Source organism: Pseudomonas fuscovaginae SE-1 (assembly GCF_000364705.1).
Taxonomy (GTDB): Bacteria; Pseudomonadota; Gammaproteobacteria; order Pseudomonadales; family Pseudomonadaceae; genus Aquipseudomonas; species Aquipseudomonas fuscovaginae_A.
This window is the reverse complement of sequence record NZ_AQOH01000041.1, coordinates 1-12,228: the sequence shown is the minus strand read 5'-3', so window position 1 is coordinate 12,228 and position 12,228 is coordinate 1. Positions and strand designations below refer to the sequence as shown.

Below are 12,228 nucleotides of genomic sequence, written 5' to 3'. Positions count from 1 at the left end.
CCAGCCGCTCGTAGGTCTTCTCGGTGCTTTGCGGCAGGTAGCACTGGTTGTCCGCCCCGCTGATGAAGCAGATCGGCAGGTCCAGGCGGTCGAAGTGCGGCATGTAGACGTCGTGGCCCTTGAAGTCCACCAGGTGCCCCTTGCGGCAGATCAGCGCCAGATGCTCGAAGGTCTCGATGTTCGACTCGCCGAACAGTTCGTGGAGGTTGTCATGCAGGGTTTCGTTGAGGGTGTCGTGCCGGTACAGCGAGGCGTACATGAAGGTGATCCGGTGACAGACCGGGTTGGTGCAGTAGCCCTGCGCCTCGACCCGCGCATAGGCGTTGAGGGCCTTGTCGTAGAGCTTGTTGAACCAGCTTTCCTTGGTGTCGGCATAGGCGGTCAGCGACTTGATCCCCACCGCATCCAGCACGCCTGGCAGGTGCAGGCCGGCCTTGATCCCGGTGGCCGTGGCCACCACCGTGTCGGCGGCGATCTGCGAGCAGACCACCGAGCGCACATGCTCCAACCCGGCCAGCAGCGCCATGAAGAACGTCGTGGCGCCGTAGCAGTGCACCACGCACTGCACGTCCGCCGCGCCGGTGGCTTCGCGGATCTGCGCGATGGCGGCCTTGAAGTCGTACTGGGCGATCTGGTCGCCATTGCACTCCTGCTTGCTCGCCGGCAGCAGGATGCTGACGCGGAAATCCAGCAGCCAGACGTCATAGTCGTGCTTGCACAGATACTCCAGCAGGTTGGTCTGGATGGTGTCGGTGGAGAAGATGTTCGAGCCCACGCCGAGGCCGTGCACCAGCATCACCGGGCCCTTGCTGCCGGCCTGGTAGCGGGTCAGGCGCAGTTGCACGCGATCCTCGGTCTCGAAGAAATGCACCGTGGGCACCGGCGCGTCCAGCGGCCGCTTGTGCCGTGGCGGCGCATCCGGGTTGAAGTAGATGTCGCCGGCGAAGACCCCGCCGTAGCTTTCCCAGAGAATCCCGGCGAAGAACTTGCCGAAGCGTGCCAGGGCCTCGATGCGCTCGCGCTCGTTGCGCGCGTTGAGCACCTTCATGGTGGTCATCTGCTTGGCGAAGTCGGCCGGCTTGATATGCATGACCCCGGAGCCGATCACCGGGCCGGTCTTGTCCGGGCCCTGGTAGAGGGTGACATAGAGGGTGCTGGTGTCCGGCCAGATATTGAGCAGGCCATGGTCCTCGGGCACGGTCTTGAAAGCGCTGAAATAGTAGTCGCGACCATCCTCGGCGGTCAGCTTCATGTCGTAGTTCATGTGCCGTACGCCAACCTGCTGCTCATACTGCTCGAACAGGTTGAACACGCCGTTGCTGGCGGTCAGCGGATACGGTGACAGCGCCGGGGCGTTGAGCGTGCCGACCAGGGTGGCGGCGTGCTGGGGCTCCTTGATCATCCGGTCGAGGTCGTTCGCGGTGATCGTCAGGGTGAACTCGATGGGTGAGTTCTGCGCCTGGCCGCTTTTCGCCGCCGCCTCGTAGACCTTGAGGTCGGTGCCCTGGGGCTGGGTGAAATCCCTGGAAAAATAGCCCTTCATGGTCTCGGTGAACTGCACGCCGAGGGTCGGCGGCGCCACCGGCTTGCGCGGCGCCGAGGGCAGGCTGTAGTCGATGACCCAGCCACGGTCGGCCGCCAGCAGGCTCATGTTGCGTTCGCTGACCGCGGAAATGGTCAACAGCGGGTTGACCGCCAGGGAAGTCGGGATCACCGCGCCATCGGCCACGTACAGCCCCGGGTACACCTCGCTGCCACTGGCGCCACTGAACACCTGACCCTTGTGGTTGACCACACCCTGCCCGGCATCCTCGCCCATCACGCAACCACCCAGCGGGTGCACCGAGACGATGCTGTGCCGCAGCAGCCGGGTCCAGATCGGGTTCGGCACCCAGACCCCACCCAGGGCCTTGGTCGACTGGCGCAGGCGCTCGTTGCCCAGCTTGAAGTTCTCCTGCTCGCCCACACCCGGCCAGTCGATGCGCAACTGATCCTTGTCATCGAGCACCATGCGCCCCTTGCCATCGTCATGGCTCATGATCAGGTAGGTCTGCATGTTATGCAGCGCGCCATGGTACGGACCGCGCAGGAAGCTCTCGGCCTCGCGGGCCTTGTAATGCAGTTCGGCGCTGACGCCCTTCTCGGTCGCCTCACCGATCAGTTCGGCGAAACCGGCCATGGCCGGCACCATCGGCCGGCCCAGGGCCCCCGGGATCGAGCCTTCCTCGATCACCATGTGGCTGCGCCAGTCGCCATCGTTGCGCATGTCGATGATCGAGGTGATGCACGGACCGACCGGCTGCAGGTCCTTGGCCGAGTGGCTGCCGAAGCCGATGCCGTTGATGGCCTGGCCGCAGTTGTGGCCGAAGCCGAGGATGTCGCCGTTGCCGCTCATGTTCTCGCCGAGCTGGTTGGACAACGACAGGCCTTTGTTGCGCGAACGCAGCAGGATCTCCGTGGAGCCCAGAGTGCCGGCGGACAGCACGACGATGTCGGCCTTGACGAACAGGGTCGGCGCCGAGAACTTCTCGCGACCGCTGTCCAGGTACTGGAAGTGCACGATCCAGCCATCACCGTCGCGTTCCAGATGACGCACCTCGGCCTGGCAGAAAATCTCCGCGCCATGGTTCCAGGCGTCCGGCAGGTAGTTCATCAGGGTGGTGTTCTTGGCCTTGTTGTTACAGCCCGAGACGCAGTCGCCACACTGGTTGCACGGCAGTTGCTCGACACCGACGTGGTTGAGGTTGTCGGGCAGCGGGTCGAAGGTCACGTTGATCGGCGGCGTATAGAAATTCGTCTTCTGTTGCAGGTAGTCAGCCGACTTGCGATTGGCTTCCAGCTTGTCCAGGGACGGGGCGGAGGCCGGATAGGGATTGGGCTTGAGCATCTCGCGCGCCCGTGCATAGCCCTGGGCCAGCAGCGTGTCGCGATGGTCGCGTATTGCCTGGGGCCAGCGCGGATCGGAGAAAACCTCCGGAGTCGGCTCCAGCGACACGTTGGCGTTGATCAGCGAAGTGCCGCCCAGACCGCAGCCGACCACCACGTTCTGCTGGGCGTTGACGTGCAGGTCGTACAGACCGGTGCGCGAACCGATATGCCCGTCCGGGTCATGGACCTGCAATTCTTCCGTCGCCGCGATCATGGTGTTGGGGTATTCGCCAGGGCGGATCTCCCGCCCGCGTTCGAGCAGGCACACACGCTTTCCGGCACGGGACAGCCGTGAAGCGGCAATACCGCCGCCATAACCGGAGCCGATCACGATGACGTCGTAATGCTCCTTGATTGCACTGATGGATGTCGAAATCCGAGTCATGCTCATTTCCTCTCAGGGGCCAGGCCGGACCACTCTGCGGTGGCCGCAACCTGGACAGACGGTGATGCAACGGACGAACACGCACGCCGGCTCGGCGTGCTAACGAGTGACGACGGCAGGCTGGAACAGACGCTGGAGACGCGCGCGCTGATCGGCCGCGTGGCGGTGAATACGTGGGGGAATCAGGGTGCCGGTGCGGGATCCCGCACGCCGATGGAGGAGTGGCGACGGACAAGCGTGAGATTGACGACCCATCAAGCGTTCTCCCTGAACCTGATATGGATACGAATAGCGTTGTGTCCTTATGCCACTAGTGAATACGCTCACCGATAGGGTGTCAATCAACAACATTAGAACTGTACGAAATTTGATCTATAGCGTTGGGTACGATGAAAACCGGGGCCTGTAGCGCTTGGCGAACAACTTATCCACAGAGCGACCCACAGCAAATGTGGGAAACTGCCGTTCTCCATCACCTTGTCACTGGGTGAATCTGAATAAAATCCGTGACTTATCCGAAAAGGTCGACTTCGCGGAGCACTGATCGTTTTTTGATCAAATCACTCTAAACCTCATGGTCCGTGGGCTGTAGACGATCGCAAACATCTTATCCACAGAAAGGCCAACAGACTTTGTGCGCAACTTGCGAAGATCGTCACGGCGTTGTGGAAAACCGCTGAAAGCCGCAGAAAATACAGCGCCCACCGGTTCGGAGCGAAGAAATCCGCCGAATAGATCACTTTTTAACCAACCCATCGAAAGCCTTGCCGAATAAGGCCTTCGTCGGATAGCGAACAAGTTATCCACAAAGACGCCAACAGACTTTGTTGAAAACACCAGGACTCAAGTAAATACCCCAGGCGCGTTATCCACACGAAAAAGCCAATAGAAACCGTAGGTTATACTGATCATTTTTCGTACGACCGGCTGCAGGTGCTGATTTCAGCGGGCCGCAGCGATGCGCGAACACGTTATCCACAGATCGGCCAACAGCCTCTGTGGACATTTGTGTCCATCGCCCCACGACAAGGCCTGAATGGCACTGTCGGACTTTGAGCTACACTCCTTGGCACAGCGTGCCATGTTCTTGCAGTAAAGGTGTCTTGGCCTGACGCATTTACCCGAGGATATCCAGCATGGTGCGATCCCCATGTGGCCGCTTGCGCTGTTTCCCCTAGCGCCCAGTCGCCTGCCCGGTGCCGGTTTCACCCTGATCGAGCTGCTGCTCACCCTGGCTCTGCTGGCAACCCTGGCGACGGTGGCCTATCCGCTGACCGCCCTGGTCGGTACGCGCGAACGCGAAGCCGACCTGCAACGCTCGTTGCGGGAAATCCGCCGCGCCATCGATGCCTACAAGGACGCCACCGAGGACGGCCGGGTCGACAAGGGCCTGCTCGCCAGCGGTTATCCACCGACCCTGGCGGCGCTGACCGAGGGCGTCGTCGATAAACGCGACCCCACCGGTGGAAAAATCCATTTCCTGCGGCGCATCCCCCGTGATCCGTTCTGCGACTGCCCGGACCAGCCCGCCGAAAAGACCTGGCGTCTGCGCAGCTATCGCAGCAGTGCCGAGAACCCGGCCGAAGGCGATGACGTCTTCGATGTCTCGTCGGGCAGCGACAAGGAGGGCTTGAATGGCAGCCCCTACAGCACCTGGTAGGCACCCCGGCTTCACTCTCATCGAACTGCTGGTGGTGATGGCGATCATCGCCACACTGATGACCCTGGTGATGCCGCAGTACTTTCGCCAGCACACCAAGGCCCAGGAAACCGTGTTGCGCCACAACCTGGTATCGATCCGCCAGGCGCTGGACCACTACCGGGAGGACAAGGGCGGCAACCCGGCGTCCCTCGAAGAACTGGTCAGCGGCCGCTACCTGCGCGAGGTCCCGCGGGATCCGCGCACTGGGCGCAACGACACCTGGCAGTTGCAACGGGGAGAGGACAGCGGCATCGGCGACGTGCACAGCGGCGCGCCCGGACGCGCGGTGGATGGGACGGACTATGGCAGTTGGTGATCGCGCAGTTATCCGCGGGCCGCGAGGCGCGGTATTCATCGGCCTGCTGGTGGCGGTGGCGGTCATCGCCGTACTCATGCTGGAGACCGGAACGCTCTGGTCGACCCTGCTGCGCCGCGAGCGCGAGGCGCAGTTGCTGGCCCAGGGCGAGGAGATCCGCCGGGCCATCGGCCGCTACTACGAGGTGGGCCAGCAGTACCCGAAGTCCCTCGACGACCTGCTGCTGGACCGCCGCCAGCCGACAGTGCGGCGCTACCTGCGACGGGTCTACCGCGACCCGCTGCAGCCCGGTGTCGAGTGGGGCATCATCGCCGGCCCCGGCGAGACCGTCATGGGCGTGTTCAGCCAGGCGCCGGGAGAGCCGCTCAAGCAGGGCAACTTCCGCAATGGCCAGGAAAGTTTCAGCGGGCAAGGCAGTTATCAGGGGTGGCAGTTTCTGTACCGGCCTGGACAGAGTAACCCTCCAAAAGGAACGTAGGACCTACGTGGGAGGTGCGCATGCCAGGTCACCCAGTCAGTCGTTGAGTGAAAACCAGGCCTCGACCGGTTCGGGGCGTTTTTCCAATTCGAATAGAGACTGAACCATGAACAGACGACCTTTCCCGCCACACCCGCTGCTCAGCGGGGCACTGGCGGCACTCCTGGCGGTCCCCGCGCTGGGCTGGGCCCATGGCGCGGTGGACAGCCCGGTTTCCCGACAGACGCTGTGCCGCGGCTACGCCGACTACTGGGGCTCCGCCGACAAGATGAAGGACGAGGGCTGTCGGCGCGCGGTAACCGCCCCCGGCCATGCCGGGCAGATGATCCACGCCGCGACCCAGTGGAATGAAGTCAACCGCGACATTGGCGGCCGCTACAACGATGCCGACGGCGGCGAGGCCTTCCTCAAGACGCAGGTCCCCGACGGCAAGATCTGTTCGGTGAATCGCCCGGGCATGGATGTGCTGAACCTGGCGATGCCGGAGTGGACCAGGACCGAAGTCAAGCCCGACGCCAGCGGCAATATCGCCGTACGCCTGATTACCACGGCGGCCCATGTGCCAAGCTTCGTCAGGATCTACCTGAGCAACGCCGACTATGACAGCACCCTGCGCCCCCTGCGCTGGGACGACCTGCAACTGGTGCACACCGAGGAACTGACCCAGGCCCGCAAGGACTGGGGCAACAAGCCCCCGCTGATCAGCGACGCCACCGGCTTCTTCCAGTTCCAGGTGCGGGTACCACCCGGCCGTACCGGCAATGCCGTGCTCTTCACCTGGTGGCAACGTCGCGATCCGGTGGGTGAAGGTTTCTATGGCTGCAGCGACATCACCTTCGGTGGCATGCCGCAACCATCGCCGTGGTTCAAGGAGAAGGTCTTCATCGACGGTAACGGGATCGATCCGAAACCCGGGGACACCGTGCACTATCGGGTCTTCGGCCATGATCGCGAAGTCAGCGAGGTGGTCGACCTGAAGTTGCCGATAACGGCCAGCAATCAGGCGCCGGCGGTCTGGGGCAAACAGTTGGCGGAGCAGTTGGCCAGCAACCGCGACGTGATCCGGGTCGGGGTCAACCGCAACGACAACGGCGACATCGTCTTCGACAGCAGCGATGTCTACAAGAACTTCAACTACCTCAGCGATGCCCGCAACTCCACGCAGATGTCCGTCGACACCGCTGGTGGTGAGGTACCCGGGCCGATCGATGAGCGGCCGCCCGTGGCGGTGATCGACGGGCCAACCGAGGTCAAGGCGGGTGAACGCTTCACCATGAGTGGCAGGCGATCCACCTCCTACAACGGCACGCCATTGCGATATGCCTGGTCGATGACACCGGCGCACGGCTGGAGCTATGGCAGCAATATCCAGGAAAGCTTCAGCATCACCGCGCCGGTCACCACCACGCCCTCGACCACCACGCTGCGCCTGACCGTCCTGGACGACGCCAACCGCAAGCGTGGCGAAGTCGAACAGAGCCTGACGGCGATGCCCGGGTCCGGCGGTGGCGATTATCCGGCCTACAAGGAAGGCGAAAACTACAAGGCCGGCGACATCGTCAGCAACGCCGGGGGCAACTACAAGTGCAAGCCATGGCCCTATACCGCCTGGTGCGCCGGCGCGGCCTGGGCCTACGCGCCGGGATCCGGTGTCCATTGGCAGGAAGCCTGGGAAAAGCTCTGAGCCCGCCCTGTCCCCTGAGCATGACGCTGCCGTGGTTGGGCAGCGTCATATGTCCCGGCAAGCGCATCGGTCGGCCGCCTGATAGTGAAGAGGTATAAGCCGTGTGCCCTTGCGCTTCTGGGGTTTGAACTAGAGTTAGATACAGTCATTCACCCAAAGACATGTTCAACGTGTACCTGCCGGTGGTGCCCACCTGATGTAGGGCCGGAAGAAGGTTAGCCGTAACCGCGTTCCTGTCCGCATCAGTCGAGGCCCCCATGAACGGTTTCGCGCCGCTTCGCCCTGCACCGCTCCCACGCGGCTTCACCCTGCTCGAACTGCTGGTGGTCCTGCTGATCATTGCCCTGCTGGCCGGCTATGTCGGGCCGAAGATGTTCGATCGCCTCGAACTGGCCAAGGTCCAGACCGCCAAGGGCCAGATGAAATCCCTGGCCGACGCCTTGCACCAGTACCGCCTGGACAACGGCCACTACCCCGGCGAGCCCCAGGGTCTGAACGTGCTGGTCGAACGGCCGGCCGGCGAGCCGGGCTGGCATGGCCCGTACCTGGCCAAGAGCGTACCGGCCGACCCGTGGAACAACCCCTACGTTTTCAAGAACCCCGGTGCCGGCCACGAGGTCGAAATCATTTCGCTGGGCCGTGATGGCAGGGCCGGTGGCGATGGTACCGCCGCCGACATCGTGTATGGCTTCTGAAGCCGTGCGGAGGGCCTGAACATGCACCCGCCACTCGCCGCCCTGCTCGCCCTGGCGACCCTGTTCAGCGTGACCGGTGGCCTGGCCAACTGTTTCCAGGACGCCGGTGAGCGCTACCGCATCGACCCGCTGCTGCTCTACGCCATCGCCCAGGTCGAGTCTGGGCTCGATCCCCGGGCGCGCCACGACAACCGTGATGGCAGCCGGGACATCGGCCTGATGCAGATCAACAGCCGCCATCTGCCGACCCTCGCCGCCTTCGGCATCGCCGAGCGCAACCTGCAGGAAGAACCCTGTACCAGCGTGATGGCCGGAGCCTGGATTCTCGCCCGCCTCGTCCAGCAGTTGGGCTACGGCTGGCAGGCCGTGGGTGCCTACAACGCCGGTACCGCCAGCGAACGCAAGACCCGCCGCGAGCATTATGCCCGGCAGGTGTGGGCGTACTACGCCGACCTGCTGGAACGGCGTCGGGCTATCGCCCTGGGCAACGGAAGCCGGTCATGAAACAGTTCGAGGCACGGGTCATCCGCCAGGGCCAGTTGCGCCATCTGCGGCTGCAGGCGGCCGACCTCGCCGAAGCCCGTCGCCAGTTGCACGATGCCCAGGTCGTGTCACTGCGCCAACTTCGCGAGTTCCAGTGGCCGGGACGCGGCGCGCGCTTTGCCCTGAACCTGTTCATCCAGGAACTGGTGGTGTTGCTCGATGCCGGGCTGGTGCTGGTGGAGTCGGTGGAAACCCTGCGTGACAAGGCCACGCCGGGGGTCAACCGCCAGGTACTGGGCGAACTGCTGGACTCGATGTACCAGGGCCACAGCTTTTCCCGGGCGATGCAGGCGCGACCGGCGATCTTCCCACAACTGCTGGTGGCCACCGCCGCCTCCTCCGAACACAGCGGGCAACTGGCGGTGGCGCTAAGGCGTTACCACCACTTCGAGTCCCACCTCGAAGCGGTGAAGAAGCGCGTCGGCAGTGCGCTGATGTATCCGCTGGTGGTGCTCGGGGTTGGCGCGCTGATCCTGTTGTTCCTGCTGTTTTTCGTGATCCCGCGCTTCGCCTCGGTGTTCGATGCGATGAGCGAACTGCCGGCGACCGCGCGCTTGATGGTCTGGTGGGGCGAACGGGTCGAGCAGCAGGGCGGCCTGCTGCTGGTCGCCATGCTGGCACTGATCGCCGCACTGCTCCTGCTGCTGCGCCACCCCGCGGTCAGGCAGGGGCTGATGACCCAGTTATGGAAAATCCCCAGCCTCGGCGCCCAGCGGACCCTGTTCATCCTCGCGCGCTTCTACCGCACCGCCGGCATGCTGCTGATGGGCGGCATGCCCGCCGTGTCGGCGCTGGAAATGGCCGGTGCACTGCTGCCGGCCGAACGCCAGGGCGATCTGCGGCGCAGCCTGGTCGACATCCGCGCCGGCCAGCCGCTCTCCACCACCCTGGCCCGGCACCAGTTGACCACGCCGGTGGCCGAGCGCCTGTTGCGGGTCGGCGAACAGAGCGGCGAACTGGCGGCCATGTGCGAGCGCATCGCGCAGTTCCACGACGAAGCGCTGGAGCGCGCCATCGAACTGTTCAGCAAGGTCTTCGAGCCGCTGCTGATGCTGGTGGTCGGCGGCCTGATCGGGCTGATCGTGTTCCTGTTGTACATGCCGATCTTCGAACTGGCCGGCTCCATCCAGGGGTAGCACGATGGACACACTCCGCCAGCACTGGCAGCAGCAGGCACGACAGGAGCGAATCCCGTTGTCGCAGTACCTGCAACGCCTGCTGGAACAGGCGCCGGAGCAGCTGGACGACGTCGCCGAACTGCTCGGTCTGAGGCCACTGAACGCCGCACAACTCGATGCCCGACAGCGCTTCGACCTGCTCGCCCTGCCCCAGGCCCTGGGCCGGCGGATACTGCCGCTGGAGGTCGACGGCCAGCCCTGCCTGGTGCTCGGCGCACCGTTTTCCCTCGACGCGCGCCAGTGGCTGCAGGCCCACGCCGAACTGGCCGCGCTGCCCCTGGCGATGAGCCTGCCCGGGGTGGTCGAGACGCAGTTGAAGAAGGCCGAGGCCCGTCAGCGGGTCATGGAACCGTTCGCCGGCGACGACGAGGACGCGCGGGTCGCCGAGGCGATTCCGGAGATATCCCTGAGCAGCCTGGCCCGCGATGAAAACCCGGTGGTGCGGCTGGTCAACTCGATACTGTTTGACGCGTTGCAGAGCCGCGCCAGCGACATCCATGTCGAGAGCACCCCGGAAGGCCTGGTGATCAAGTACCGCATCGACGGCGTCCTGCAACAGATCGGCCAGAGCGCCGGGCTCGACAGCGCCGAACAGGCACTGTCGCGGCTCAAGGTGCTGTCCGGGCTGGACATCGGCGAACGGCGCATTCCCCAGGACGGTCGCTTCAAGGCCCGCATCCAGCAGCGCGACGTGGATTTCCGGGTCTCCATCATGCCCAGCATCCACGGCGAGGACGCGGTGTTACGGGTGCTGGACAAGTCCCAGCGCGGCGAGGCCCTGAGCCTGGCCGGCCTTGGCCTGGACGAGGAGGCGATCACCCGCATCCGCCAGTTGGCCGGCGAGCCCTACGGCCTGCTGCTGGTCACCGGCCCCACCGGCAGCGGCAAATCCACCACCCTGTACGCCGCGCTTTCGGAAACCAATAGCGGCGAGAAGAAGATCATCACCATCGAGGATCCGGTGGAGTACGAACTGCCCGGCGTGCTGCAGATCCCGGTGAACGATCGCAAGGGCCTGACCTTCGCCCGCGGCCTGCGCTCGATCCTGCGTCACGACCCGGACACCATCCTGGTCGGCGAGATCCGCGACGGCGAGACCGCCGGCATCGCCGTGCAGGCGGCGCTGACCGGCCACCTGGTGCTGTCCTCGGTGCACGCCAACAGCGCCTTCAGCGTCCTGGAGCGCTTCAACTACCTGGGGGTGGAGCCGGCCAGTTTCGTCGAGGCGCTCAATGGCGTGGTCGCCCAGCGGCTGCTGCGGCGGGTCTGCAGCGAGTGCGCGGTGGCCTGCGAACCCGACCCGCAACTGCTGCGACTGGCCCGCCTGCCAACGGCCGCGACGGTCGGCCACTACCGTGTCGGCCAGGGCTGCGAGGCCTGCCGGCACACCGGCTACCGCGGCCGACTGGCCCTGGCCGAGGTGCTGACCCTGACCGATGCGCTCAAGGAAGGCCTGTTGCAACGCCGCTCGGCCGCCGCCCTGCGCGAGTTGGCCGGGCAGTCGGGGCATCGCTTCATGCGCGACATCGCCATGGCGAGCGCCGCCGCCGGGCACACCACATTGCAGGAGGTCCACCGTGTCCTCTCTCTTTATTGACCATGTGCTGCTCCTGGCCCACGACGAGGTGCATTGGGCCGCACGCCCACGCTGGCCGAACGGCCCGCTCTGGCAGGGGCGGGAACACGGCGAGGCACTGGGTGCGGTCGCCAGCCTTCTGGAGCGGGCGCCGCGCAGCCGGCTCGGCTACCTGGAGCGGGCCCGCCTGCTGCTGGGTTATCCCCATGTGCACTATCAACTGCTGCCCTGGCAGGAGGGCCTGTACAGCGACCTCGACTGGCAAGGCTTCGCCCTGGCGCTGTTCAGCCAGCAAGGCGATCTCGATCCCGGCCGCTGGCAGGTCGCCGTCGACCCGGCACCCTTCGGCCAGCCGCGTCTGGCGGCGGCGGTCAGTCGGGATTGGCTGGATGCGCTCAAGGCGTTGCTACGTGCCCACCGCCTGCCGCTCGGCGGTTGTACCCCCTTGCTGGTCGATGCCCTGCGCCGCCATTGGCGGCAATTGCCCCCGGACTACCGCTTCGCTGTCCACGAGGCCGCCGCCGTGAGTTGCCTGTTTGGCCGACAGGGTCGGATGGAACAGGTTTGCGTGCTGTCGGTGGCCCAACGGACCGCCCTGCCCGAGGCGCTGCTGAGGATCGATGTGCTTTGCGATGTCGAAGAGCGCGACACCCTGATCGTCGCCCCGGGGCCAGACCCGGCATCCCCCTGGCGCTGGCTCGGGCCGCTGCATCCATGGCTGGCGGAGCAGGCCCGATGAACCG

General features: G+C 64.9%; 10 protein-coding genes. 9 read left to right on the top strand and 1 reads right to left on the bottom strand.

The genetic code is table 11. From position 1 onward, the window contains the following. On the bottom strand, nucleotides 1–3,313 hold a 3,313-nt coding region (locus K675_RS0104955), incomplete at its 3' end, for an alpha/beta fold hydrolase (RefSeq protein ID WP_017902404.1). A gap of 1,150 nt (nucleotides 3,314–4,463) precedes the next feature. Between K675_RS0104955 and K675_RS0104950 the strand changes: the two genes are divergently transcribed. From K675_RS0104950 to K675_RS0104910, 9 genes are all read left to right on the top strand, one after another. Next, nucleotides 4,464–4,973 (top strand): prepilin-type N-terminal cleavage/methylation domain-containing protein, encoded by a 510-nt coding sequence (locus K675_RS0104950; protein ID WP_017902403.1) that lies wholly within the window; start codon nucleotides 4,464–4,466, stop codon nucleotides 4,971–4,973. Beyond that, nucleotides 4,948–5,331, top strand: a complete 384-nt coding sequence (locus tag K675_RS0104945) for a type II secretion system protein (RefSeq protein WP_017902402.1) — start codon at nucleotides 4,948–4,950, stop codon at nucleotides 5,329–5,331. The genes K675_RS0104950 and K675_RS0104945 overlap by 26 nt, the downstream gene beginning before the upstream one ends. Beyond that, entirely contained in the window at nucleotides 5,318–5,809 is a 492-nt protein-coding gene (locus K675_RS0104940) for a hypothetical protein (protein WP_017902401.1), read from the top strand. The genes K675_RS0104945 and K675_RS0104940 overlap by 14 nt, the downstream gene beginning before the upstream one ends. 106 nt (nucleotides 5,810–5,915) lie before the next feature. Then, nucleotides 5,916–7,493 (top strand): lytic polysaccharide monooxygenase, encoded by a 1,578-nt coding sequence (locus tag K675_RS0104935; protein ID WP_017902400.1) that lies wholly within the window; start codon nucleotides 5,916–5,918, stop codon nucleotides 7,491–7,493. Nucleotides 7,494–7,750: 257 nt separating this feature from the next. After that, complete coding sequence (gene gspG, locus K675_RS0104930; protein WP_017902399.1) at nucleotides 7,751–8,188, top strand: type II secretion system major pseudopilin GspG; 438 nt, start codon at nucleotides 7,751–7,753, stop codon at nucleotides 8,186–8,188. Nucleotides 8,189–8,209: 21 nt separating this feature from the next. Then, nucleotides 8,210–8,692 (top strand): lytic transglycosylase domain-containing protein, encoded by a 483-nt coding sequence (locus K675_RS0104925; RefSeq protein WP_017902398.1) that lies wholly within the window; start codon nucleotides 8,210–8,212, stop codon nucleotides 8,690–8,692. Then, complete coding sequence (locus K675_RS0104920) at nucleotides 8,689–9,867, top strand: type II secretion system F family protein (RefSeq protein WP_017902397.1); 1,179 nt, start codon at nucleotides 8,689–8,691, stop codon at nucleotides 9,865–9,867. Before K675_RS0104925 ends, K675_RS0104920 begins: the two co-directional genes overlap by 4 nt. 4 nt (nucleotides 9,868–9,871) lie before the next feature. Next, nucleotides 9,872–11,506, top strand: coding sequence for a GspE/PulE family protein (locus tag K675_RS0104915; RefSeq protein ID WP_026144938.1), 1,635 nt, complete (start codon nucleotides 9,872–9,874; stop codon nucleotides 11,504–11,506). Further along, complete coding sequence (locus K675_RS0104910) at nucleotides 11,487–12,224, top strand: hypothetical protein (protein ID WP_232434397.1); 738 nt, start codon at nucleotides 11,487–11,489, stop codon at nucleotides 12,222–12,224. Before K675_RS0104915 ends, K675_RS0104910 begins: the two co-directional genes overlap by 20 nt. The last annotated feature ends 4 nt before the right edge of the window (nucleotides 12,225–12,228 follow it).

Bases quoted from the DNA above. Each gene is read 5' to 3' on its own strand.
- K675_RS0104935 (WP_017902400.1), top strand. From the start codon at position 5,916: ATGAACAGACGACCTTTCCCGCCACACCCGCTGCTCAGCGGGGCACTG.
- K675_RS0104925 (WP_017902398.1), top strand. From the start codon at position 8,210: ATGCACCCGCCACTCGCCGCCCTGCTCGCCCTGGCGACCCTGTTCAGC.
- K675_RS0104950 (WP_017902403.1), top strand. From the start codon at position 4,464: ATGTGGCCGCTTGCGCTGTTTCCCCTAGCGCCCAGTCGCCTGCCCGGT.
- K675_RS0104915 (WP_026144938.1), top strand. From the start codon at position 9,872: ATGGACACACTCCGCCAGCACTGGCAGCAGCAGGCACGACAGGAGCGA.
- K675_RS0104920 (WP_017902397.1), top strand. From the start codon at position 8,689: ATGAAACAGTTCGAGGCACGGGTCATCCGCCAGGGCCAGTTGCGCCAT.
- gspG (WP_017902399.1), top strand. From the start codon at position 7,751: ATGAACGGTTTCGCGCCGCTTCGCCCTGCACCGCTCCCACGCGGCTTC.
- K675_RS0104945 (WP_017902402.1), top strand. From the start codon at position 4,948: ATGGCAGCCCCTACAGCACCTGGTAGGCACCCCGGCTTCACTCTCATC.
- K675_RS0104940 (WP_017902401.1), top strand. From the start codon at position 5,318: ATGGCAGTTGGTGATCGCGCAGTTATCCGCGGGCCGCGAGGCGCGGTA.